Here is a 24,997-nt window from a genome sequence, read left to right as displayed (position 1 = left end):
TTAGTACCCCCATGGCTTAACCCCTGCAAGCTGAATATATCGCCCATAATCAGGGCTTAAATTCTCGCTAGTCGTTTCTATCGTCTGTATACTCTCTCGCTCGATTTGGGCGCTTTTTTTGCGGTCTTGGTAGTTTAAATAAAGCAGTAGGCCAATCATTACCACCACAAAGATAATCGATTGTGTATTGGTCAAATCTAGTTCATTCATGCTATGCCCTCGCTTGGTAATTCTTGATATAATTTACTTGATAGCTTCGCTCCATCTTCAGAAAGTCGTACACCTCTTCTGGAGTTACTTTATCATCTAAAAAGTCAATGATGAACTGAAAGAGGTTCGGATTTCTATCCTTGATTTCAGTAATTCGGTTGTCAAATTCTGATTGTGTCATGTTATCTAGATTTAGAGTCATATTTTTCTCCATTAGCCTTTCCTTGTCCTTTTTCTTGCCTGTTTTCTATATGGTATGCTTCACCACTCCAAACGCTGGGCGATTGCCCCAAGTTGGCGAACGCTTATAGCGGTGTTTCGTGAGTAATTACCCATCTCTCAGCTAAACAAGGTCTTAGAATCACCCTGTCAGCACTTGATTTTCAAAACCTTTTCTAATTGCTTGCCTGCTCTTCGGTTTTTCTTTAGATATTTGATAGAATAGATATTTTTTGCTATAATCAGAGCATAGAAAAAATTTCTATACTCTGAATTGTGTCGCTTGCTCGCCTTGGCCAAAATTTGAGCAAGTGATTTTTTTTATTTTCTTTTTGCATGATTACTACCTGACTGTGGTTTATAAAGCAAGTCTTTACTATCGATAAGATCTAGAATCCAGCTGAATCCCTGCTCCACCGTTTCAAGAAATGCGCCCAGGTCTTCACTCTCCAGGTTCTCGTAGTTCATACAAAGATATTCAGCTAGTTGTCTGTCTTTCTCAACTAGCTTTTTAAAATCCTTGGGATACTTAGGAATTTCTAACCCTTTGGCATTTGTAACTGTCTTAAAATCATTTTCCATTTTCTATACTCCTATACTTTAAAAATTAATTCCTTAATTTCTGAATACCCCCTATTCAAGTTAATCATAACTATTGCCATATCTTCCAAATGTTGGTAGTTTTTCAATTCTACACTTGTCAAGCCATCAATACCGTTCTTACTTTCTCGCTCCTTCATGAGTTGCGCTTTATTCTTCCCTGTCGCTCCCTTTAACAGTAAGTTTGTAAGTGTACTATAGGCATGCTTGGGCGCTTTCTCCCATGATTTGATAGCTTCGGTTAAGGTCTTGCGCTTTGGCTTTTCCAGTTCTCTTTGAAGATAGCGTTTAGAAATTTCATTACGCATTTCAAAAAAGGCTTTGACCAGGTTCTTCTTAAACTCTTTTACGGGTTCTGTATTTCGTAAGTAAGTAATCAGCAATGTTGCTTGTTGCTCGTTCAAAATATAATCCCGTACATTTTGCCCACTCTCTGAAGGTGAAATTTTAAATGTCACCTTTCCAAAACTCTCAAAGTCCTCTCGGTGTTTATTCAGCAAAATCTTCAAATGTCTGTGCTTAATTTCAGCACATTCAGCGATAATCTCACTCGTAGTATACGGCTCTTTCTTGCCGTCCATGTAAACCAGTTCCATTGGTTCGCTCCTTTCTTCTTGTTGTTCGTGCTTGCCACCTAAAACAGTACCAAAGTAAATCATTGAGGTAGGGAAAATTTAGGAGAGAATAAACCCCTACAAACCCTTGATACTGCCATAGGTAGCAAGCACCTGAATCTAGCAAAAATTAGCTAGTCTGATAAATCAATCCCCAGTGCTAAAGCACCACATGAGAAATTTATAAATGTAAGATAGTATTACGATTGTGTTGCTCCTTTCTAACTATAAAATAGTTCATCTATGGTTATGTCTGATTTGATTTCTGCAACCATTGACTTAATCGCTAGGCGTTCTTTGTCATTGAATGGTGTTTTTCCTAATTCTTTGTTGTTATAAGACTGCAAAGAAATACCTAACTTGTCCGCCATCTGTTGCTGTGTAAACCCTAACATAACCCGATAGCCTTTTAATTTACTCATAGGTTCCCTCCTTTCTTAGAAAATCTCCCTCCACGAATAGATTGAAAGTGTGAAAAATTGGATTATGCACATTTTTCCTGTGCTTGATTGTATAATACACAATTATTTTTCTGATGTCAACTATTTTTTTAAAATTTACACAAAAAAAATGTACTTTTTGAAAAAATAGTTTATAATCATCTATGAAAGGCGTGAAAAACATGAATAGATTAAAAGAATTAAGACAAGAGAAAAAGCTATCCCAAAAGGAATTAGCTGAAAATATCGGAGTTCATTATCGAACTCTTCAAAATTGGGAAAATGAAGAAAGCCAAATCAAACCAGAAAAAGCAAAACAATTAGCTGATTTCTTTGGAGTAAGTGTTGCCTACTTGCTAAATTACTCAAATAGTAAAAAAGACCCATTTGATGGTTACATCCCAACACCAAGAGAGTATCGTTCATGGCAAGAATTTGACTATATGCAATTGTCAAAAACCGATTTAGATTTTTATGACTATGAAAAATTAAGAAAGCATCTTGATCCATTCGCTCTAGAATTGATGCTTAACTACTTTTTCTGCACCGATGATGAAAGAGAACTGCTTAGAACTATTGCAAAAAAATTCGCAAAGAAAGATGCAGTATCATTTAAAAAAAATAACGACAAGTAATATTATTTGAAAATACTGATAAGGAGTAAACCCCATGGGATTTTTTGACACTGTAAAACAAGAAGGAAGCTTTTCTACTGCATCTGAAGTAAATGGACTACACTACGTTGTACTCCAGGTAACTTTAAAAGAAAAGTTTTTCGGTACTGGATCAGGAAACCTTACAGAATTAGAAGATGTTATCAATAAACAAGCTTCAAAAGGCTACCGCCTGCATACAATCACAACCGCCAATGGTGGAAGCAAAGGTTTAGGCGGTGGAGACCGTATCCAGGCTACAATGGTTTTTGAGAAGATTCTATAAAACCTTTATACAACATATCTTAATTTTCATCTACTATGCGCGAAAATGGAGAGAATTTGCAGGTTTGATTAACAGAAAGGAGAATAATGGACGATACAAGAAAACAACTTTTAAGCTACCAAGCATTAATTGATAAGATGGTCGCAAATGGTATTCTGTTCAATATTTTTGATCAGAACACTGCTAAAGATATATTACAAACACGGAACTACTACTATAAAATATCGAGCTATCGAAAACTTTTCAATAAAATAGATGGTAAATATAATATAGAATTTGCGACGTTAGCTGACCTGGCTGTAATTGATATGCAGATACGTTACTTCCTAATGGATATTTGTCTGGACGTTGAACATAGTATCAAAACTGCTCTAATGGATGTTATAACGAAAAATCCAAAAGTTGATGGATACGATATAGTAAAGGATTATGCTGTCTATAATCCTATAGGGTTTACAAATACTAAAAACGCTTTATCAAAAAATCATTACCTAAAAAACGTTTATATCAAACATAAAAATGATATCCCTATATGGGTATTGATTGAAGTCATGGACTTTGGGAATCTATGCTACTTGGTTGAAATGTACTGTGATAAATATCCAAGCAATAAACGGCTAAAAAAAGCGAAGCAGTTAGGGAAATATGCTCGCCATATTCGTAACGCTTGCGCCCATAGCAATGTTATACTGGTGGATGTGTTAGAGCAAACACTATCCCCTTCAAGTTCTATTACTTCTCTTGCTTCTATGCTTAATATCTCTCGGGATATTATAAAATATCGTAAAATACATGATATATTTTCCCTCGTAGTATTGCATCGTGAATATTGTAGTAAAGCACTAGGAAAACAGCGTTTTAAAGAATTTATCAAAATTGCAAAACGTGCTAAAAAACATGAAGATTACTACAAACAAAATCCGAAAATTGTAGAAATCTACATAAATTTTGTTAAAACACTTGTAAAAATTTCTAAAAAGTGATATTATATTTCTTAATCGTAAAAGAAACCCTTTTGGGTTACACTGCTCTATGCCTGTATCTCTATATAGGTCAGGGTTACAACAAGAAAATAAGTGTATCAGCTTTTTAGTTGATACACTTTTTCTATTCCCCATATAAGCCCCATATCCGCCTTGTTTCATACTCTGGTATTATTTACCGTCTGACTGCTTAAAATCGAAAATAGAGGAGTTCTCGTAGCTCCTCGCATGGTACAAACTCAAAACCTTTTCTAATTGCTTGCCTGCTGATGGAAAAAGGAGTTAAACCATGAAAATTACACAACACACGAAAAAAGACGGATCAGCAGTCTACCGCTCTAGTATCTATCTTGGCATTGATTCTGTGACTGGTAAGAAGGTCAAGACTACCATATCAGCACGAACAAAGAAAGAACTCAAAAACAAGGCCACCCAGGCTAAGGTAGAATTTGAGAAAAACGGCTCTACACGGAAACAACGCTCACATATAACAACCTATAGCGAACTTGTGGACTTATTCTGGCAAACCTACCAACATACCATAAAGACTAATACGCAGATAAAGATAAAAGGTTGCTTAAATAATTACCTCTTGCCCTCATTTGGTACTTACAAACTAGATAAACTTACACCTGTCATTATCCAAACTCAGGTAAATAAATGGGCAGATGAGTATAATCAGGACGGAACGGGGTATAAAGAATACAATCATCTTCATGCCTTAAATAAACGTATACTACAGTATGGGGTTTCCATCCAAGCATTAGACAATAACCCTGCTCGTGATGTTGTCATTCCTAGAAAGATAACTAGAGATAAACAAGAAATTAAATACTTTCAAGATCAGGAACTTAAAAACTTCCTCTCCTATCTCGATAACCTAGAAAATACCTTTATCAATTTTTATGATACTGTGCTTTATAAAACGCTCCTAGCTACTGGCCTGCGCATCCGTGAATGTCTGGCCCTGGAATGGTCTGATATTGATCTGCAGAACGGAACGATCGATATCAACAAAACACTCAACATTTTAAACCAGGTAAACACTCCTAAGACAAAATCAAGCTATAGAGTTCTAGATATCGATCATAAAACAGTGCTCATGCTTCGTCTCTACCGAGCGAGACAAGCGGAAAACGGTAGAAACATTGGCTTAACCTATGAGAAAGTATTCTCTGATAGCTTTGACAACTATGTCAATACTCGAAAGGTTGATTATCGCCTACATAAGCACTTAAAAAACGCTAACTGTACTGATTTAGGCTTTCATGCTTTCCGACACACTCACGCTAGTATCTTGCTTAATGCTGGTCTACCTTACAAGGAGATACAGACACGACTTGGCCATGCAAAAATATCTGTAACCATGGACACTTACAGCCATTTATCAAAAGAGAACCAAAAAAGAGCAGTCTCATTCTTTGAAACTGCCCTCGAAAAAATAAAAAGTTCTTAAAAAAGTCCACAAAATAAAAAAAGCGATACATAAAACCCTTATGTATCAACGATTATAGAATGATTTCGGTATAATTGACTATTATACCGAAATTTTCTCATTTTTAAAAGAAAAAGGGCGCTGGTAAAGAATAATCTTCACCAACTCCCTATTTCTCTACTTATCTAAGCCTAATTCTGCCAAGATTTGACGTTTGTAGGCAATCTTTTGAACTTCTTTGTCCTCATCTTCAGACCAATCTAGTTTAATTTCTGAAACAATCTGCCCAGGACGATTTTTCAAGATATAGATGCGGTCGCTAAGATTGAGGGCCTCCTCGATACTGTGCGTGATAATCAATGTTGTCAGTTGCAACTGCTTGTGAATCTCCAGATACCAAGCGTGTAGTTCCATCTTGGTCATCTCATCCAAGGCGCTAAAGGCTTCATCTAGGAGAAAGAGCTTGTGACCGAAAAGATAGGTACGAAGCAAGGCCACACGCTGGCGCATCCCACCACTGAGTTCATGAGGGTATTTATCTCTTACAGCTGTCAACTGGAAGGTCGCAAGAATTTCATCTGCGCGAGCAATAGCTTCTGCCTTATCCACCTTTTGAATCAAGAGGGGCAGAATGATATTACCAAGCACCGTCTTGTGTTCCAAGAGCAGATCCTTTTGTAACATATAACTCACGCGCCCCTTGGGATTTTCTTCACCATCAAGGACAATTCTCCCTGACTGAACTTCTAAAATCCCCGCAATTAAGTTGAAAAGCGTAGTCTTACCAACACCACTTGGACCTAGGATAGAAACAACTTCTCCTGAAGTCACCTGTAGGTTGATATCCTCTAAAATCCTCTCCTGACCATAGGCATAACTGACGTGTTCTAGTCTAATTTCTGTCATTATTTCACAAATTCATTGGTGAAGCCTTTGTCTGTCAAGTCTTCTTTAAGGATACCATTTTCTTTATCCCATTTGTAGAAGGCATTCCAGCGAGCTGCGTCAAATTGTCCCCATTTTTCCTTGTCGCTTGCGTATTCTTTTGACAAGTATTTTTGAGATTCGATGACAAAGTCACGTTTTTCCTTGAGTTCAGGGGCATTTTTGATGAGGATATCAGCTGCTTCTTCTGGATGTTCCATGGCATATTGGTAACCTTTTTTGATAGCTTGGATGACTTTGCGAGCTTCTTCTTTGTTGTCTTTAAGGTAGTCGTTGTTTGCGATGATAACTGGTGAGTAGTAGTCAAATTCTTTAACGTAGTCTTTCAAGTACATAAAGTTAGCATCTACACCTTGAGATTTTGCAAGGATACCATCCCAACCGTAGTAGATCCAAGCAGTGTCAAAGACACCGTTAGCAATCGGTGTGATAGAGTTTGAGTCGTTATTTGGTACTTTTTCTACCTTCTCAAAGTCCCCACCTTGTGATTCTACCAAGGTTTTCAACATAGCAAGTTCAGTTGGGTCATTCCAAGTTCCGTATTTCTTACCAACCAAGTCTTTTGGACTAGCTACATTGTCAGATTTACGAGAGATGATTCCTGATGTATTGTGTTCTACGATAGCTGCAACGGCAGTGATTCCTGCGCCTTTTTCCAATTTCTTCGCCATGTAATCTTGGAAATACACTGCAAATGGTGCCTTGCCATTGATAACCAAGTCAGAAGAACTTTCTTCTGGCGGAAGTTTCAAGTCTACATCTACTCCAGCTTCCTTGAAGTAGCCTTTTTCCTTAGCCACATAAAGCCCTGTGTGGTTGGTATTTGGTGTCCAGTCTAGGATAAAGTCGATTTTCTTGAGTTCTGCCTCTTTGTTGTCCTTAGAAGCAGTTCCTTGACCACAGGCCACAAGCACAACAGCTACAAGAGCTGTCACAAGCGTTAAAAACACTTTCCATGTTTTCTTCATTTCAATTTCCTCTTTTCTTTTTCAGAAACATTCTTATTCTACGAACGTTTCCATTTAATAACATATTTTTCACTGACATCAACCAGCTTCATACCGAGAAGACTGATAATCGATACCAGAATAATAATAGCAAACATAGTATCATACTGAAACAGTTTCTTGGACTGAATCATGTAGACACCTAGTCCTTCAAAGCCTCCCAACCACTCAGATACCACTGTTGTGATAAAGGCGTAGGAGACACTGACCCTCAGACCTGCATAAAAGTAAGGCAGGCTGACTGGGATTTTAAAATGCCACAGAATTTGCCAAGGATTTGCCCGCATCAGACTAAACAAGGTCAGCATATCCTTGTCACAATGCCTAAAACCGTCCAAAATGCTGACGATGATGGGAAAGGTTGTCGTCAAGATAATCAAGACAATCTTGGGCAAAATCCCATAACCTAGCCACAAGACCAGAATAGGAGCTATGGCAATGGTCGGAATGGTCTGGACGACCACCATCATTGGGTAAATCAGGTCATTAAGCCAAGTCAAACTGTCCATAAGTACAGCCATGAGACAGGCAATCAAGACTCCCAAAACCAACCCCAGTAAAGCCACTCTCAAGGTGGCCCAGCTATGGTGCCAGAGAAATTCTCTATCACGAACAAAGGACAGAAGAATTTCAAGAGGTGTCGGCAGGATAAACTTGGGGAGAAGTTTAAGAAAACCTGCTAACTGCCAGATTGACAAGACCCCCATAAAGCCCAATAGACTAATGTGTCGTCTCAGTATACTTTTCAAGTTTCTCATCAATACTTAAAATCTCTCCTACATTTATTTTGACATTGGCAAAGACATTATCTGCCTCCTGCCCTGCCACCTCCAGCGCTTCTTTGAGAATGCGCATAAGCTCATCAAACTCCCCTTCCAAGACCGTTTCAAATGGTGTCACCACCATGGTCACTTCTTGAGCTTGTAGATAAGCAATGACCTGATCAATAACAGCAATCCGATCAATCCCCTGTGCTAGGGGTAAAACTTGCAAGGCAATGCTTGCTTTCATAAAAACCTCCTCTTCTCGTTTTCCTTTGATAAAAAGAAAAACCTTTACCATATATGGAAAAGGTCAAGAATAGACTAAGTATCGTTCCCTACGCTGGCATTACCCAGATCAGGTGCGGTCGAAGCTTAACGCTTCCTCTCAGACTGTACACAGACTCCCATATATTATATGGACATATGATAGCGCAAAACAAAAAAAATGTCAAGGAAACTGCTTACAGAAAAACATGAAAAAGAGTTTGAAAACAAGTGTTTCAAACTCTATATAGCTTTTTTATTTAGCCTCGTACCAGGTTGCCCCTTCATTTTCATCTGCGATAAGAGGAACACTGAGTTGAATGGCTTCTTCCATAGTTTGTTTCACCAATTTTTTCATCTCTGCCAATTCAGACTTAGGAACTTCAAGGACGATTTCATCGTGCACTTGCAGAAGCATCTTAGTCTGATACCCCCCTGCAACCAAGGCTTTATCCAGCTGAATCATGGCAATTTTGAGAATATCTGCCGCCGACCCCTGGATAGGAGAGTTGATAGCTGTCCGCTCTGCAAAACCACGAATGTTAAAGTTACGCGAATTGATATCCGGCAACTCACGACGACGCTTGAAGAGGGTCTCTACATAGCCCTTATCACGCGCCTCACGCACCACTTCATCCATGTAGTTTTTAATACCTGGGAAGCGTTCAAAGTAGGTATCAATGTAAGCCTTGGCCTCCTTACGGCTGATGCCCAGATTATTAGACAAACCAAAATCTGAAATCCCGTAAACCACTCCAAAGTTAACAGCCTTGGCATTGCGACGGTCGTTTGCAGTCACATCCTCAGAACGCTCAATGCCAAAGACCCGCATAGCTGTCGAAGTATGGATATCTGCCCCCTCTTGGAAAGCCTTAATCAAGTGCTCATCCTTAGAAATATGCGCTAAAACACGTAATTCAATCTGTGAATAGTCCGAACTAAGCAGGACACTATCCTCCCACTCAGGCACAAAAGCCTTCCGAATAAGACGCCCTTGCTCCAAGCGAACAGGAATATTTTGCAAGTTTGGATCCACACTAGACAGACGCCCTGTCTGGGTCAAATCCTGCACATAGCGAGTATGAATCTTGCCATCAGCCAAAATCCAGTCCTGCAAGCCAATCACATAAGTAGACTGAATCTTGGCAATCTGACGGTAATCGAGGATTTTCTTAACAATCGGAGCAATAGGAGCCAGGCGCTCTAACACATCCACCGCTGTCGAATAACCTGTCTTGGTTTTCTTAGTGTATTCTAGAGGTAGCCCCAATTTTTCAAAGAGAAGCACGCCCAACTGCTTAGGCGAGTTGATATTAAACTCCTCACCAGCCAGTTCGTAAATCTCCTGAGTCAGTTTTTCAATAACAAGCTCATTTTCAGCCTGCATCTCAAGCAAGGTCTCTTTCTTAACCGTAATCCCAGCAATTTCCATCTTGGCAAGGACAAAAGCCAGAGGTTGCTCCATATCATAAAGAAGCTCTAATTGCCCATTTTCGCTGAGTTTTTCAAGCACAATAGGCTCTGTTTCGACCAAAACTGCAATCTTCCGAGCCAAGTGTTCCAAGAATTTCTCGCGTTCAGGAAGGGCCTTCTTGACACCCTTACCGTAGAAAGTTTCATCATCAACCAAGTAAGTCTGACCGTAGAGACTCGCGATGGTCGCAATTTCATTGTCCTCCACAGTCGAAAGGAGGTATTTAGCCAAGCGACTGTCAAAAGCAGGCGCCTGCAAATTCACATCAAAACGATGCAAGAGAACTTTGGCCTTCTTAAAGTCATAAACTCTCAAAGGTGTTTTTTCTAGAAAATCCTTGAAAATCGAGTCTTGCAAAAGTTCAAGCTTATCTGTGGCATAGAGCTTATCGCCACAAGACCAAGCAAAACCAACCAAATCATCCGTATGGTAATTCTCACCAAAAAGCTCAAAATGGAAGATAGACTCTTCACTCAGCATATCTTGACTGATTTGGTCAACAATAGTGAAATCCAAGCTCTCAGCGACATCAGCTGATGACACATTTAAGGCCTGTCTGAGCTGTTTGAAGCCCATCTCATCGTAGAATTTCCCAAGATTTTCCACATCTGGACCACTATAGACCAAATCCTTCAAACCAATCTCAATCGGTGCCTTGGTATCAATGGTCGCCAGTGTTTTTGACAAAAAGGCCTGTTCCTTATCATTGATGAGATTTTCCTTCATCTTAGAAGCCTTCATACCATCGATATTCTCATAAATCCCCTCGAGTGAGCCATGCTCCAGCAAGAGCTTGATACCTGTCTTTTCACCAATTTTGGTTACTCCAGGGATATTATCCGACTTATCACCCATGAGCGCCTTGAGATCGATAAACTGCGTCGGTGTAATGCCCATCTTTTCCATAAGATAGTCTGGCGTAAAGGCCTCAAACTCAGCCACACCTTTCTTGGAAATTTCAACCACCGTATGCTCATCCGTCAGCTGAATCAAATCCTTGTCCCCACTGACAATGGTAATATCAAAACCATCCTGCTCTGCTAGCTTATCCAGCGTCCCAATGATATCATCTGCCTCATACTGAGCCAACTCATAGTGACGAATCCCCATATGATCCAGCAACTCACGAATAAAGGGAAATTGCTCACGAAACTCATCAGGAGTCTTAGCCCGACCACCCTTATAGTCCGCATACATCTCTGTCCGGAAGGTCGTCTTTCCCGCATCAAAAGCCACCAAAATATGACTTGGCTCAACCCGCTCCAATAAATGACTTAACATCAACTGGAAACCGTAAATCGCATTGGTATGCAAGCCAGCCGCATTCTTAAAACGGTCCAACTGCTGATAGAGCGCAAAAAACGCCCGAAAAGCAACAGAAGACCCATCAATCAATAATAATTTTTTCTTATCCATACACCCATTATAAAGGAAAGCACCAAAAAATACCATTGGGAAGAATTCCCTGAGAGAAACTAAGATAATATACAAAAGAGAAGGAAGTTATTCCTTCTCTTGCAAACTACGAAATGAATTAGTTTTTACGTTTCACAAATGGAATAGCACCAAGGAACAATCCAAGGAATCCCAATGATGCAACTGCAACATTATCTTTACCACCAGTATTTGGAAGTTCTTTTTTATCTTCTGCTTTTGCTGCTGGTGCTGGTGCTTGATAAGTATTATCCTTGTTAGTACCTGCTGTTGTAAGAGTATATTCTGGAACTTCATTAATTGCTGGTGCGCCTGTTTCTGCATACGCTGGAACTTCATTAATTGCTGGTGCGCCTGTTTCTCCATATTCAGGAACATTATTCACTGTAGCGTCTTCACCATTTGTAGATAAAGGCCCTGTATATTCTGGAACTTCGTTAACAGCTGCTAAGACAAAATTAGCACCACCTTTATATTCTGGAACTTCGTTAATTGCTGCTTCTACACTATTAACGCCTCCTGTATATTCTGGAACTTCATTAACAGCAGCTTCAACAGCGTTAACTCCACCTTTAAATGCTGGAAGTTCAGGTTGAACAAGTGCATCACCGTTTGAAGTTTCAGGTTTAGTTGGTTTTGGAGCTTCTCCGTCTGGATTGTTAGGAACAGTAGGAGCTTCAGGATCATTTACACCACCATTGAACTCTGGAGTATTTTCAGTTGGAGGTGTTGTATCATTCACTCCGCCGTTGAATTCAGGTTTTTCTTCAGCTGTAGGAGCGTCAGCATCATTTACCCCACCATTGAACTCTGGAGTTGCTGGTGTTGTAGGCGCTTCTTCATCGTTCACTCCGCCGTTGAATTCAGGTTTTTCTTCAGCTGTAGGAGCGTCAGCAGGATTTACCCCACCATTGAATTCTGGAGCATTAGGAACCGTTGGAACCTCATCCGCTTCCTTAGCAGGCTCAGTAGTTGCTTCATCATCATTTACTCCACCTTCGAAGTCTTTAGATTCTTCACCCTTAGGAACTTCTTTTAAGTTTTCGATATAACCTAAAGTTGCGTTGTAATCGTCAGTTAGCTCATCGATTGCAGATTTGTATGCTTTTACAGCTTCGTTAACTTCGTCAAATTTAGCTTGAGCTTCATCAGCGACAGTTTTAGCAGAAGCAACTGAAGCTTCTAGTTTAGTTACAGCATCTTGCAATCCATCTTGGATAGCTTGATCCGCATTGTTTTTCTTAGCAGTTTCAAGAGCAGTTTTAGCTTTTTCTAAAGTTTCTTTTTGTTTCTCTAATGCAGCATTTTTCTCTTCTACTACCTTAGCTTTTTCAGTAGCGTCAGCTTTATCTTCCTCAGCTACTTTAGTTAATTTTTCAATTTTTTCAGCTAAATCATCAGCAATGTCTGTAAGTTTTTTGACAATTGGTTTAGAAGCTTCTTTTTTAGCTGCTTCTTCAATTTTTTTAGTTTCGTCAGCAGTTAATTCTTTAGTTTTATAAGCTTCAGGAGCTTTATCTTTTGTGTCGGCATCGTTGAGGAATTCATCTATAGCTTGAGTAGCTGTAAGAACTCCATCTTCAATCGCTTTTAGTAAAGCTTCTTTACCGATTTCAGCTTTTTCTTCTTCGATAGCTTTCGCTTTATCTTCTGGCTTGATGCTATCATCCTTGTTGACTTTATCTTCAGCTTTTTTTTCAAGTTGCTCTAAAGCACCTTTCAAAGCTTCTAAGTTAGCTGCTTCTTCTTTTTTAGCGTCTTCTTCTTTTTTTACTTCTTCTTCAACTTTAGCTTTTGCTTTAGCTGCTTCTTCTTTAGCCTTAGCTAATTCAGCTTCTGCGTCAGCTTGAGCTTTGTCTGCTTCTGTTTTTGCAGTCTCAGCAGCAGTTACATCAGCAGCTTCTTTTTTAGCTTTCGCTGTAGCTTCTTCAACCTTTTTAGCTTCTTCAGCTACTTTTTTCTCTAATTCAGCAACTTTAGCATCAGCCTCTGCTTTAGCTTTAGCAGCTTTTTCAGCTTCGGTTGGTTCAGCTTCTTCCTCTGGAGTTTCTTCTGCTGGTTTAGCTGATTCTGCAGCTTCTTTTGCTTCTGCTTTTTTTACTTCTTCAAGAAGATTATCACGTTTTTCAGTTAAATCTTGAATTTCAGCTGCAGCAGCTTGAATTTTTTCATCAGCTTCATCAAATTCAGACTTCGCAGTATCACGTTCTTTTTCAATCGCAGTTACAGCTTTTTCTAACGGTGCTGTGATATCTTCACTAAATCCATTATCTTTAGCGGATTTAAGAGCCTCTTTTGCTTCTTTTAAAGTATCTTCCTGTTTTTTTAGTGTTTCAGCTTTCTTTTCAGCATCGGCTTTTAATTTCTCAGCATCATCCGTTAAGTTTTCAATTGTTTCAGTTAAATCATCAGCTTTGTCTTGCAATTTTTCTGATTCAGGACGAGCAGCATCCGCTGCTTCACCTTCCTCAATTCCCGCTTGCACCTCTTCAGGAAGCTTGTCCTTAGATACAGGAGCTTCTGTTTTAATTGTTGGATTAGTATCTTGTGCTTTTTCAGCATCATCTGCTAACTCAGCAAGAATATCAGAAGCATTTAATTCACCAGACTCAACAGACTTCAATAATTCTTCTTTTGCTTTTTTGTCAAGCAATTCGTTATCAGGAATTTGTTTCAAAGCTTCAGTTAAAGCTTCTTTAGCTTCTGCTTCTTCTTTTGCAGCTGCTTCTTCTTTTGCGGCTTCTTCTTTTGCTTTAGAGTCAGCTTTAGCAGCTTCTTCTTTTGCTTTAGCTAATTCATCGTCAGCCATTTTCTTAGCTTCTTCAGCTTTAGTTTTTGCAGCATCAGCCTCAGCAGCTTCTTTTTTCTCTGTTTCAAGTTTAGTAGTTGCATCAGTTGCTATAGTAGTTGTTGTATCTACTTTTTCTTGAGCTGCATCAACTTTAGCGTTAGCTTCTTTTTCAGCTTCCTTAGCTTTTTCTACTTCAGTTTTTGGAGTTTCAGCAGCAGGTGTAGGTTTAGTTTCTCCAATCGGTTGAGTAGCTGTTGGTTTATCATCAGCTTTCACGACTGACGGTTGAGATGCAACAAATGCCGCTCCCAAAACAGCAACACTTGCTAAGCTAGTTAAAATCATTTTCTTTTTATCCATTTTTGAAACCCCTTTTATAAAATCATATTCGAGTCCATTGTAACACTTTCTAAAAACATAATCAAGTAATGGGGTATTTTATTTATACAATTATATACTTATGTTGATTTTCAAATATACCTCCATAACAGAAAAAAGAAAGTCTATTTTATAAGCTTTCTTTTTGTTTTCTTTTCATTATTTACATTTTCTATAGTAAATTTTACGATTTTAAACCCACTCACCGTTGGCATTTACTGTGTAACCATTGATTGTAGTGCTGACAGCAAGAGCTCCTGAACTATAAGCATAGTACCATTTACCAGATACTTGGTACCAGCCTGTTTTCACTGCCCCTGAACTATCCAGATAATACCAAACCCCATTTTCCTTTAACCATCCTGTCTGCATTTCACCAGATGATTTCAAATAATACCAGCTAGACCCATCCTTCAACCAACCTGTTGATTTAGAGCCATTTGATTTGAAATGATACCAACTACCATTTATTTTCTTCCAACCAACAGTTGAACTACTATTGGATCCATAGCTAGAGCTATTTCCTGATTGATTCTGATAATTCTGTGAAGAAGTCACTCCCTCTAGCTGGATATAGCGACGACTTCCGTTATAAGCCGTATAACTCAACCATTTGTATCCATCTTTTTCTAGAATTTGATCATAATGAACATTCTCCCCAGGATAATAGTAATCAATTGCAGTTGCGCTAGCTAGAGGCTGATTTTTGATAGCAGCCTTAGCCTTGAAAGAATGTGTTCCTCCTGCGGAAACTGAAGTTTGACTATTTCCAACACTGCCAGCAGCCAAATCTTTAAAATGAATAAAACCGGTCATAGTATTGGCCTTCACGACGCGCTTATTGTAAGATTCCCTTATTCCATAGTTGTATTCTTCAATCTCAATCTGATCTCCCATTACATTTGACACCCAAGCAACATGACCATAAGTTCCTGCAGTAGACCAAGCAATGGAGCCAATCATTGGTGTATTATCTACACGATACCCTTCACGACGAGCACGATAGCCCCATTCATTCGCATTTCCATAAGCCGCCGGAATCTCAAAACCATTGACATTACTCAAACGAAAGGCTGCAAAAGAAGTACACTGACGAGAATACATGCGCCATTTATCAATCTCCTGGCTCCCATTTTTATAATGAGCAGGATAGTCATCCCCACGCGCAAACGATCCATTCCCTCCAGAATAAGCATATACACTATCACCCGCTGCTAGCATCAATCCTACTACTAAAAAAGGAACAACCTTTTTAACTGATTTTCTAAAAGAAAACCCTGTCTCTGTTACTGTAAATGGTGAAATTTTCATTCTTCCTCCTTAAAAAATAATATAAATCGAAGATTGCCTTCACTTAAATTATTCGGAGAAAAAAGAAAAAGTGAGAAAATTTCTCACTTTAGTCAAGATAATGAATCAAATTCTTTTCTGTAAGGATATCTGAGTAAGTAAAGGATTCAACATAAACATTAGCTTGTTTATCTCCTTCAACGTTTCCAAATTCAACGATAAATAGGGATGGATAAACCTCAATTAGCTTCCCCAATCTATTTTTTTGGCGCTTACGACCATTCTCCAAGGTCATTTCTACGACTTGTCCCTCATGTGCCTTGATTTCTTCTTTGATTTTTTTCATCTTGGCTACATCTGTAAATGCATCTGACATCTTATGCCTCCCTCTTTGAGATACTTGAAAATTTATTGTATTCTTTTTGGAAAATTAATTCCACTGTTCCACGAGCTCCACTACGGTTTTTCTCGATAATAACTTCTACCTTATTGTTTGGTATGCCTTCCTCTTCTTCACCACCACGCTCATAGTAATCGTCGCGATAAAGAAAGGCTACGATATCAGCGTCCTGCTCAATAGACCCCGATTCACGAATATCAGACAAGACCGGTCTCTTATCCTGACGTTGTTCTACACCACGAGAAAGCTGACTTAGAGCGATTACTGGAACCTTCAGTTCCTTAGCTAAAATTTTCAACTGACGTGAAATTTCTGAAACCTCTTGTTGACGATTTTCCCGACCAGTTCCCGTGATAAGCTGCAAATAGTCTATTAAAATCAAACCAAGATTTCCAGTTTCTTGAGCCAGTTTACGAGAACGAGAACGAATCTCTGTAATCCGAATCCCTGGCGTATCATCGATATAGATACTTGCATTAGCTAGATTCCCTTGAGCAATGGTATATTTTTGCCACTCCTCATCAGTCAATTGACCCGTACGGATAGAATGCGATTCCACCAAGCCTTCTGCCGCCAACATACGGTCCACTAGACTTTCCGCACCCATTTCGAGTGAAAAAATAGCAACCGTTTTGTCCAACTTAGTCCCAATATTCTGAGCAATATTCAATGCAAAGGCTGTCTTACCAACCGCTGGACGGGCTGCTAGGATAATCAACTCCTCCTCATGAAGTCCAGTCGTCATATGATCCAAGTCACGATAGCCTGTCGCAATACCTGTAATATCGGTCGTTTGTTGCGAGCGAGTTTCCAGATTTCCAAAGTTGATATTCAACACATCTCGAATGTTCTTAAATCCACTTCGATTAGCATTTTCGCTGACATCAATCAGGCCTTTTTCTGCCTGAGCAATGATTTCATCAGCTGGTTGCGAAGCCTCGTAAGCTTGATTGACAGACTCTGTCAACTTGGAGATTAATCGACGTAGCATGGCCTTCTCTGCAACAATCTTAGCATAATACTCCGCATTAGCAGAAGTTGGCACAGAATTGACAATCTCAACCAAGTAAGACAGGCCACCAATATTCTGTAAATCACCTTGATTATCAAGAATGGTACGAACCGTTGTTGCATCTATAGCATCGCCACGATCGGATAAATCGACCATAGCTTGGAAAATCAAACGATGGGCATACTTAAAAAAGTCCCGAGACTCAATATATTCTCGCACAAAAACAAGCTTACTCTCGTCAATAAAGATAGCCCCTAAAACGGATTGCTCAGCTAAGATATCTTGAGGTTGTACTCGTAACTCTTCTACTTCTGCCATCAGACTTCCCTTCCTTTTACAATCTTGTCAAGAAAGTGTAAATTTACCCTTCTTTCACACGAAGATTGATTACACTTGTAATATCTTGATAGATTTTCACTGGTACATCAATCAAACCAACAGCTCGAATCGGAGCTTGTACTTGAATATGACGTTTATCAATCTTAATTCCAAATTGCTTTTGCAATTCTTCTGCAATTTTCTTATTGGTAATAGAACCAAAAGTACGGCCATCTGGACCAACTTTTTCAACAAATTCTACAACCGTTTCTTCTGCTTCTAGTTGGTCTTTAATTGCTTTTGCTTCTGCAATCATCTCAGCGTGAGCTTTCTCTTCTGATTTTTGTTTACCACGAAGTTCACCTACAGCTTGAGCAGTTGCTTCTTTTGCTAAATTCTTTTTGATAAGAAAGTTTTGTGCATACCCTGTTGGTACTTCCTTAATTTCGCCTTTTTTTCCTTTTCCTTTAACATCTGCTAAAAAGATTACTTTCATTCTTCTTTCTCCTTTTCCTTTATTTCATTTAATACAATTTCTGTCAGTTTTTCACCTGCTTCTGACAAGGTTGAATCCTTAATTTGAGCTGCTGCCAAATTAAAGTGGCCTCCACCTCCCAGCTCTTCCATGATCCGTTGTACATTCAGCTTACTACGACTGCGAGCTGAGATAGAGATAAACCCTTGTGTATTCTTCGCAAGAACAAAACTCGCTTCAATACCTGACATAGCTAACATGGCATCTGCTGCCTTACTAATAACAACTGTATCATAGCATTTCGAGTCCTTAGCCTCTGCTATCAGTACATCTGAACCTAATTTACGCCCCTGTAAAATCAGTTCATTGACCTCACGATATTCTTCAAAATCCGTCGCAGCCATTTCCTGGATAGCAATACTATCGCTTCCGCGCGTTCTGAGATAGCTAGCAACATCAAATGTCCGACTAGTCACTCGTGAGGTGAAATTTTTAGTATCCAACATCATACCAGCCATTAAAACACTTGCTTGCATACGACTCAAACGATTTTTCTTAGAATTCTGGAACTGAATCAATTCCGTTACCAACTCACTGGCACTACTTGCACCACTTTCGATATAAGTAATAACCGCATTATCTGGAAAATCCTGATCCCGTCTGTGGTGGTCGATGACGATGGTTTGGGTAAATAAATCATAAAAATCTTTTGATAAAGTTAAAGCTGTCTTTGAGTGGTCTACAAGAATCAACAAAGAACGATTGGTCACCATCCCCATTGCGTCCTTAACAGACAACAACTTTGTAACTCCTTCTTTTTCTAAGAATGAAACAGCTCGTTCAATATCCGGCGACATTTGTTCTTCGTCATAAATAGCATAGCTATTTTCTGTTACATTACTAGCAAATAACTGCATACCTACAGCAGAGCCAAGAGCATCCATATCTAGATTTTTGTGACCAACTACAAAAACCTGATCCACACTACGAATCTTATCTGAAATAGCCGTCATCATAGCACGCGTACGGGTCCGTGTACGTTTGATTGAGGCAGCAGATCCACCACCAAAATAAACTGGATTTTTCGTTTCGTCGTTTTCCTTGACAACCACTTGGTCGCCACCACGCACTTCAGCCAAGTTCAAGTTGAGCAATGCAACTTTCCCTATCTCATCATGATTTCCATCACCATAAGAAAATCCCATACTTAAGGTCAAGGGCAACTGTCTCTGTTTCGCCTCTTCTCTGAATGCATCAATAACAGAAAATTTATCATTCATCAAGCCCTCAAGCACCGTGTAGTCCGTAAATAGATAAAAGCGGTCCATACTCACTCGACGAGAGAACATGGCATGCTTCCCAGCAAATTCTGAAACAAAATTGGCTACAAAACTATTGATATGACTGATATCAGACTCCGATGTTTCATCTTCTAAGTCATCATAGTTGTCAACGGAGACAATCCCAATCACAGGTCGACTTGTCACTAACTCAACAGTCGCTTCGTATTCTCCAGACACATCAAAGAAATAAAGAACTCCAGATACCTTGTCCATATGAACCGAATAACGGATTTCACCTAAGGTAGCATAAGAACCTGGATTCCCCACAGAAGCCTTTATAATTGTTTGAATTAATGCAACATCAATCTCGCCCACTTCATTAGTCAAAATCAATTCAGCGTAAGGATTGAACCACTCAACTTCACCTGACGATAAGTCTAGTTTAATAACTCCGACAGGCATCTGTTCTAACAAGGTTGTCAAACTATCTTCAGCTTGGTGGTTTACATACTGGATTTGTTCTACTTCACTCTTTGAGTAGTAGTCTCTCTGATGGATGAATAGTAAAATATATGAACCCAAAATAAGTAGCAAAAGAAATAGCGTTACCAGTGTATTCGTTACAAAAACAAGTTGCACAGATAGCACTCCGAACGCCACTATTCCTAATATTAAGGGGAAAATAGGACTTACATAAAATTTTTTCATTCCAAACCTCTTGGCACCCATTATACCATAATAACCACCAAAAAGCGACTTTTTAAAAGTGTAATCAGTAATTCTATCAATTATAAGAAAAAGGAGGTTTACAATTTAGTAAACCTTCCTTTACACATATTGAAATTAAGATTCTTTAACTTCTAACAAGCCAATCTCGCCATCTTCACGACGATAAATCACATTGGTTGTCTGATCTTCAACATCCACATAGATAAAGAAATCATGTCCCAACAAATCCATCTGTAGAATAGCTTCTTCCAAATCCATTGGTTTTAAATCAATTTGTTTTGAACGAACAACTCTAGATTGGACAACATTTGTATCTTCCACCAAAGCATCTGTAAATAATTGACTAGTTGCTACCTTGTTTTTATTTTTACGCTCGATTTTTGTTTTATTTTTACGAATCTGACGTTCAATTTTATCGGTTACAAGGTCAATTGAACCATACATATCTTGAGACACATCTTCTGCACGAAGAGTAATTGAACCAAGCGGAATCGTCACCTCCACTTTAGCCGTTTTTTCACGATACACCTTCAAGTTTACTCGAGCATCCAACTCTTGTTCAGCTTGAAAATACTTTTCGATCTTTTCGAGTTTAGAAACTACATAATCACGAATTGCTTCTGTTACTTCTAGGTTTTCACCACGGATACTATATTTAATCATATGAGTACCTTCTTTCTAAACATTTTTGTTTTTCTGATTTCATTATAACGCTTTCATTTTATTTTTGCAAATTTTTTCCTCATCTTACAAGGGAAAATGTTTTTACATCCTCAGCACCAGCTTCTTCCAACAGCTTCTTCACACGATTTATAGTTGTTCCAGTAGTATAAATGTCATCTATAAGTAGGATTTTTTTAGGAATAGTGACTCCCCTTTTAATAAAGAAAGGAAGTTCTGTCCCCAAGCGTTCTGAACGATTTTTGGAAGAACTGGCCCGCTCTTCTCTCTTCTCTAGTAAGTCTTGAAAAGAGAACCCTGCTTCTTCAACTAAACCTTCAACCTGGTTAAATCCCCTCTCGAGCAATCTTTCAGAACTTAGGGGAATTACAACAAATTGATACTCTTTGTACTTTTTTAACTCCTCACTTAAAACTGAAGCAAAAACTTTTCTTAAAAGGAAGTCTCCATCAAACTTATACCGACTGAAAAAATCCTTCATAGCTTGATTGTAAATAAAAATCGCTCTATGACTGACTTCAACTCCTTCTTTACACCAAAGTTGACAGTCTTGACACTTCGTTGACAAATTTGTTTTCATACAGTTTGGGCAGTTCTCTTCTCCAATCCTCTCAAAAGTAGAGTCACAGTCTGAACAAAGACAAGAGTCATCATTCTTCAGAAGTAAGAGACTACTAAAAGTTAAAACAGCCTTCATAGTCTGCCCACATAATAAGCACTTCATAGCCCCGCCTCCTTATTCATCTGTTGAATTTCCCTAATTGCCTTTTTGATTGAAGCATTTAACCCGTCATGGAAGAAAAGCAAATCTCCTGTCGGTCTGTCCATACTCCGACCGACACGTCCTCCAATCTGTATTAAACTAGACTTGGTAAACAGACGATGATTGGCCTCTACTACGAAAACGTCAACACAAGGGAAGGTAACTCCACGCTCCAATATCGTCGTACTGATAAGTATTGTCAGTTCTCTATCTCGAAAAGCTTGTACCTGCTCTAATCGATTTTCTGTGATAGAAGATACAAAGCCAATTTTCTCATTTGGAAATTGCTCCTGTATGATTTCTTTTAACTGTTCCCCTTTCTTAATCTCTGAAGCAAAAATGAGTAACGGATAACCTGTCTTTCTCTGCTTCTCAATATAAGACTTTAGCTTTGGTGACAACCGACTTTTCTCTAAACAGTGATTAAAATCGGATAACCAGACAGGTTTAGGAATAATCAAAGGATTTCCATGAAATCGTCTTGGCAAACTCAATCGTTTTAATTCTCCGATGCGAACCTTCCTATCTAACTCATCGGTAGAAGTTGCTGTTAAAAAGATTCTCAAGCCATTCTCCTTTACACTATTCTTGACAGCATGGTAAAGCATAGGATTGTCAACATAAGGAAAGGCATCTACTTCATCCACTATCAGTAAATCAAAAGCTTGATAAAACTTCAATAACTGATGGGTCGTCGCAACAACTAGTGGTGTTCGAAAATACGGCTCTGATTCTCCATGTAGGAGGGCTATCTCACAAGCAAAATCCTTTTGCAGGCGCTTATACAGCTCCAAACAAACGTCTATGCGAGGACTGGCCAAACACACTGCACCACCCGCATTGATCACTTTAGCTACTACTTGATAAATCATTTCTGTCTTTCCAGCTCCTGTTACAGCGTGAACCAAGCTTGGCTCTTGCTTGTCTACCGCTTGAAGCAGTCCCTGTGATACCTTATCTTGAAAAGGGGTTAATTGACCACGCCATTTAAGAACATCTTGCTTCGGAAAATCCTCCTGTGGGAAATAGTATAAAGATTGATCACTCCTAACTCTCTTCATAATTAAGCACTCCCGACAATAGTAAGCACCGATAGGTAAATACCATTCTTCTAGAATAGTACTATTACAACGTTGACAGAAAAATTTTCCCTTCTCCTTTCTCATTGCTGGAATGTTCTCTGCCAACTGACGTTCCTCTTCTGTTAATTCATTCTCAGTAAACAACCGACCGAGATAATTTGGATTTACTTTCATACTTCTTTATTCGTAAAAACCTAGCGCTTTAGATAATTTTTTAGTACAATTAAATCATGGAATTTAGAACAATTAAAGAGGACGGTCAAGTCCAAGAAGAAATTAAAAAATCACGCTTTATCTGTCATGCAAAGCGTGTTTATAGCGAAGAAGAGGCTCGGGACTTTATTACTGCCATCAAAAAAGAACACTACAAAGCTACGCATAACTGCTCAGCCTTTATTATTGGGGAACGTAGTGAAATTAAACGGACAAGTGATGATGGTGAACCCAGTGGTACTGCTGGCGTTCCCATGCTTGGGGTACTAGAAAATCACAATCTTACTAATGTCTGTGTAGTAGTGACACGCTACTTTGGAGGTATTAAGCTAGGCGCTGGAGGATTGATTCGTGCATACGCCGGCAGTGTTGCCTTAGCTGTCAAGGAAATTGGCATCATTGAAATAAAGGAACAAGCTGGCATTGCTATTCAAATGTCTTACGCTCAGTACCAAGAGTACAGTAACTTCCTTAAGGAACATGATCTCATGGAACTTGAGACAAACTTTACAGATCAAGTCGATACGATGATTTATGTTGATAAAGAAGAAAAAGAAAATATTAAAGCTGCACTGGTGGAGTTTTTTAATGGAAAAGTTATTTTAACTGATCAAGATTTACGTGAAGTTGAAGTTCCTGTAAATTTAGTGTAAACAAAGGAGAAAAATATGGCATTTGGAAAATTCATTCAAGGACTCGCTGGTAACCTTAGCGAGCAAAACAAAGAAACTCTTATCAAAGAATATGGACAATATCTACTAGAAAATGAAGAAATTCAAAGTGGATATAAACTGATTCGTGACTCAATTATATTTACAAATATTCGTATTATCTTTACAGATAAACAAGGCGCTACTGGTCGTAAGATGTCCATTAAATCAATCTTTTTAATGAACATTATTAACGTTGAAATGGAAACTGCAGGAGCAGGTATAGATGATAGTGAAATTACTATTACTTATTTAGAAAATGTCTTTCTAAAAGCACATAATGAACATTTTAGTGCTCATAAATTTGAATTCCCTAAGAAAACGGATATCGTTCCACTTTACAACTATTTACTAGAATTAGCTTATCACAATCGCTTGAAAATTAATGGCTTAGACCTATGATATAAAAAAATCCTATCGCTTCGATAGGATTTCTATATTTTACAAATGGTATAGATAGCGTTATACTAGAAATATCTTATACAAAGAGGTATTCATATGTCTATTTATAACAATATTACTGAATTAATCGGTCAAACTCCGATTGTTAAACTCAACAACATCGTGCCAGAAGGTGCTGCAGACGTTTATGTAAAGCTTGAAGCATTTAACCCTGGTTCATCTGTAAAAGATCGTATTGCCCTTAGCATGATTGAAAAAGCTGAACAAGACGGTATTCTAAAACCAGGTTCTACTATTGTCGAAGCAACAAGTGGAAATACTGGTATTGGACTTTCATGGGTAGGTGCTGCTAAAGGGTATAAAGTTGTCATCGTTATGCCTGAAACGATGAGTGTAGAACGACGTAAAATTATCCAAGCTTATGGTGCTGAACTCGTCCTAACTCCTGGTAGCGAAGGAATGAAAGGTGCTATTGCTAAGGCCCAAGAAATCGCTGCTGAACGTGATGGTTTCCTCCCACTTCAATTTGACAATCCAGCTAATCCAGAAGTACACGAAAGAACAACAGGAGCTGAGATACTAGCTGCTTTCGGTAAAGATGGATTAGATGCCTTTGTTGCTGGAGTTGGTACCGGTGGAACAATTTCTGGTGTTTCTCATGCACTCAAAACAGCAAATTCAGGTATTCAAGTTTATGCAGTAGAAGCAGATGAATCTGCTATTCTATCTGGTGAAAAGCCTGGCCCTCACAAAATTCAAGGTATCTCAGCTGGATTTATTCCTGATACACTGGATACAAACGCCTATGATGGTATCGTTCGTGTAACATCAGACGATGCTCTCGCACTTGGCCGTGAGATTGGTGGAAAAGAAGGATTCCTTGTTGGTATTTCTTCAGCTGCAGCTATCTATGGAGCAATTGAAGTTGCTAAGAAATTAGGTACAGGTAAGAAAGTCCTTGCTCTAGCACCAGATAACGGCGAACGTTATTTGTCTACAGCACTCTATGAATTTGAAGTGTAGTCTCCTAAATACACTCAGCCCTTATTATAGGGCTTTTTATTTATACCTTAAAAATAGAAAAATCTCCCTATAAAGATCGACTACATAGAAAAAAGGAAGCAATTTGGCTTCCTTTTTAT

At 38.8% G+C, this 24,997-nt stretch carries 26 protein-coding genes and 1 riboswitch; of the genes, 7 read left to right on the top strand and 19 right to left on the bottom strand.

Annotated elements, in window-relative coordinates:
• The 5 genes from yajC to B7697_RS04945 form a co-directional block, all read right to left on the bottom strand.
• Window positions 1–210, bottom strand: coding sequence for a preprotein translocase subunit YajC (yajC, locus tag B7697_RS04970; RefSeq protein WP_084950629.1), 210 nt, complete (start codon window positions 208–210; stop codon window positions 1–3).
• 1 nt (window position 211) lies between these two features.
• A complete protein-coding gene (locus B7697_RS04965) occupies window positions 212–412 on the bottom strand; it encodes a hypothetical protein (protein WP_084951496.1) in 201 nt (66 codons plus the stop codon).
• Between the two features lie 338 nt (window positions 413–750).
• Window positions 751–1,011, bottom strand: a complete 261-nt coding sequence (locus tag B7697_RS04955) for a hypothetical protein (RefSeq protein ID WP_084950627.1) — start codon at window positions 1,009–1,011, stop codon at window positions 751–753.
• Between the two features lie 11 nt (window positions 1,012–1,022).
• Window positions 1,023–1,625, bottom strand: a complete 603-nt coding sequence (locus B7697_RS04950; RefSeq protein ID WP_084950625.1) for a Rha family transcriptional regulator — start codon at window positions 1,623–1,625, stop codon at window positions 1,023–1,025.
• Between the two features lie 239 nt (window positions 1,626–1,864).
• On the bottom strand, window positions 1,865–2,065 hold the full coding sequence (locus B7697_RS04945; RefSeq protein WP_084877174.1) for a helix-turn-helix transcriptional regulator: 201 nt from the start codon (window positions 2,063–2,065) through the stop codon (window positions 1,865–1,867).
• A 200-nt stretch (window positions 2,066–2,265) separates the two neighbouring features.
• Here B7697_RS04945 and B7697_RS09415 point away from each other — a divergent pair, with 200 nt between their 5' ends.
• The 4 genes from B7697_RS09415 to B7697_RS04925 all read left to right on the top strand — a co-directional run bounded on the left by B7697_RS09415 (window position 2,266) and on the right by B7697_RS04925 (window position 5,461).
• Complete coding sequence (locus B7697_RS09415; RefSeq protein ID WP_239822293.1) at window positions 2,266–2,718, top strand: helix-turn-helix domain-containing protein; 453 nt, start codon at window positions 2,266–2,268, stop codon at window positions 2,716–2,718.
• A 34-nt stretch (window positions 2,719–2,752) separates the two neighbouring features.
• Complete coding sequence (locus tag B7697_RS04935; protein ID WP_084950623.1) at window positions 2,753–3,022, top strand: DUF4177 domain-containing protein; 270 nt, start codon at window positions 2,753–2,755, stop codon at window positions 3,020–3,022.
• An 86-nt stretch (window positions 3,023–3,108) separates the two neighbouring features.
• On the top strand, window positions 3,109–4,005 hold the full coding sequence (locus tag B7697_RS04930) for an Abi family protein (RefSeq protein WP_084950621.1): 897 nt from the start codon (window positions 3,109–3,111) through the stop codon (window positions 4,003–4,005).
• Window positions 4,006–4,294: 289 nt separating this feature from the next.
• On the top strand, window positions 4,295–5,461 hold the full coding sequence (locus B7697_RS04925; RefSeq protein ID WP_061864809.1) for a tyrosine-type recombinase/integrase: 1,167 nt from the start codon (window positions 4,295–4,297) through the stop codon (window positions 5,459–5,461).
• Between the two features lie 156 nt (window positions 5,462–5,617).
• On the opposite strand, the gene B7697_RS04920 is transcribed toward B7697_RS04925, so the two are convergent.
• The 14 genes from B7697_RS04920 to B7697_RS04855 all read right to left on the bottom strand — a co-directional run bounded on the left by B7697_RS04920 (window position 5,618) and on the right by B7697_RS04855 (window position 22,704).
• Entirely contained in the window at window positions 5,618–6,346 is a 729-nt protein-coding gene (locus B7697_RS04920) for an ABC transporter ATP-binding protein (protein WP_000136219.1), read from the bottom strand.
• The gene (locus tag B7697_RS04915) at window positions 6,346–7,353 is read right to left on the bottom strand and encodes an ABC transporter substrate-binding protein (RefSeq protein WP_049501969.1); all 1,008 of its coding nucleotides are present in this window, start codon (window positions 7,351–7,353) and stop codon (window positions 6,346–6,348) included. Before B7697_RS04915 ends, B7697_RS04920 begins: the two co-directional genes overlap by 1 nt.
• Window positions 7,354–7,391: 38 nt before the next feature.
• Window positions 7,392–8,150, bottom strand: coding sequence for an ABC transporter permease (locus tag B7697_RS04910; RefSeq protein WP_192851475.1), 759 nt, complete (start codon window positions 8,148–8,150; stop codon window positions 7,392–7,394).
• A complete protein-coding gene (locus tag B7697_RS04905; protein ID WP_000647659.1) occupies window positions 8,113–8,403 on the bottom strand; it encodes a thiamine-binding protein in 291 nt (96 codons plus the stop codon). Before B7697_RS04905 ends, B7697_RS04910 begins: the two co-directional genes overlap by 38 nt.
• 68 nt (window positions 8,404–8,471) lie before the next feature.
• Window positions 8,472–8,574: riboswitch (TPP riboswitch) on the bottom strand.
• A 102-nt stretch (window positions 8,575–8,676) separates the two neighbouring features.
• Complete coding sequence (gene polA / locus B7697_RS04900) at window positions 8,677–11,310, bottom strand: DNA polymerase I (protein WP_084951492.1); 2,634 nt, start codon at window positions 11,308–11,310, stop codon at window positions 8,677–8,679.
• Window positions 11,311–11,428: 118 nt separating this feature from the next.
• Window positions 11,429–14,479, bottom strand: coding sequence for an SIALI-17 repeat-containing surface protein (locus B7697_RS04895; protein WP_084950619.1), 3,051 nt, complete (start codon window positions 14,477–14,479; stop codon window positions 11,429–11,431).
• A 210-nt stretch (window positions 14,480–14,689) separates the two neighbouring features.
• Window positions 14,690–15,808 carry a choline binding-anchored murein hydrolase CbpD gene (gene cbpD, locus B7697_RS04890; protein WP_084950618.1) on the bottom strand — a complete coding sequence of 373 codons (1,119 nt, stop codon included), beginning with the start codon at window positions 15,806–15,808 and terminating at the stop codon, window positions 14,690–14,692.
• An 88-nt stretch (window positions 15,809–15,896) separates the two neighbouring features.
• Window positions 15,897–16,163: a Veg family protein gene (locus B7697_RS04885; RefSeq protein ID WP_001278169.1), complete on the bottom strand. Its 267-nt coding sequence runs from the start codon at window positions 16,161–16,163 to the stop codon at window positions 15,897–15,899.
• Between the two features lies 1 nt (window position 16,164).
• Window positions 16,165–17,517 (bottom strand): replicative DNA helicase, encoded by a 1,353-nt coding sequence (gene dnaB / locus B7697_RS04880; protein ID WP_004255325.1) that lies wholly within the window; start codon window positions 17,515–17,517, stop codon window positions 16,165–16,167.
• A 43-nt stretch (window positions 17,518–17,560) separates the two neighbouring features.
• Window positions 17,561–18,013 (bottom strand): 50S ribosomal protein L9, encoded by a 453-nt coding sequence (gene rplI / locus B7697_RS04875; protein ID WP_084950616.1) that lies wholly within the window; start codon window positions 18,011–18,013, stop codon window positions 17,561–17,563.
• Window positions 18,010–19,983 (bottom strand): DHH family phosphoesterase, encoded by a 1,974-nt coding sequence (locus tag B7697_RS04870; RefSeq protein WP_084950615.1) that lies wholly within the window; start codon window positions 19,981–19,983, stop codon window positions 18,010–18,012. The genes rplI and B7697_RS04870 overlap by 4 nt, the downstream gene beginning before the upstream one ends.
• 135 nt (window positions 19,984–20,118) lie before the next feature.
• A complete protein-coding gene (gene hpf, locus B7697_RS04865) occupies window positions 20,119–20,667 on the bottom strand; it encodes a ribosome hibernation-promoting factor, HPF/YfiA family (RefSeq protein ID WP_004255322.1) in 549 nt (182 codons plus the stop codon).
• 79 nt (window positions 20,668–20,746) lie between these two features.
• On the bottom strand, window positions 20,747–21,409 hold the full coding sequence (locus tag B7697_RS04860; RefSeq protein ID WP_084950613.1) for a ComF family protein: 663 nt from the start codon (window positions 21,407–21,409) through the stop codon (window positions 20,747–20,749).
• Complete coding sequence (locus B7697_RS04855; RefSeq protein ID WP_084950612.1) at window positions 21,406–22,704, bottom strand: ATP-dependent helicase ComFA; 1,299 nt, start codon at window positions 22,702–22,704, stop codon at window positions 21,406–21,408. The genes B7697_RS04860 and B7697_RS04855 overlap by 4 nt, the downstream gene beginning before the upstream one ends.
• Before the next feature lie 56 nt (window positions 22,705–22,760).
• Between B7697_RS04855 and B7697_RS04850 the strand changes: the two genes are divergently transcribed.
• From B7697_RS04850 to cysK, 3 genes are all read left to right on the top strand, one after another.
• Window positions 22,761–23,396 carry a YigZ family protein gene (locus B7697_RS04850; protein WP_084950610.1) on the top strand — a complete coding sequence of 212 codons (636 nt, stop codon included), beginning with the start codon at window positions 22,761–22,763 and terminating at the stop codon, window positions 23,394–23,396.
• A 15-nt stretch (window positions 23,397–23,411) separates the two neighbouring features.
• Window positions 23,412–23,855: a PH domain-containing protein gene (locus B7697_RS04845; protein ID WP_084950609.1), complete on the top strand. Its 444-nt coding sequence runs from the start codon at window positions 23,412–23,414 to the stop codon at window positions 23,853–23,855.
• Window positions 23,856–23,951: 96 nt separating this feature from the next.
• On the top strand, window positions 23,952–24,878 hold the full coding sequence (cysK, locus tag B7697_RS04840; protein ID WP_000029886.1) for a cysteine synthase A: 927 nt from the start codon (window positions 23,952–23,954) through the stop codon (window positions 24,876–24,878).
• Window positions 24,879–24,997: the final 119 nt, after the last annotated feature.

Source organism: Streptococcus mitis, from assembly GCF_002096895.1.
Classification (GTDB): domain Bacteria; phylum Bacillota; class Bacilli; order Lactobacillales; family Streptococcaceae; genus Streptococcus; species Streptococcus mitis_AH.
The sequence above is the reverse complement of the archived record's forward strand: the minus strand, read 5'-3'. Positions and strand labels throughout refer to the sequence as shown.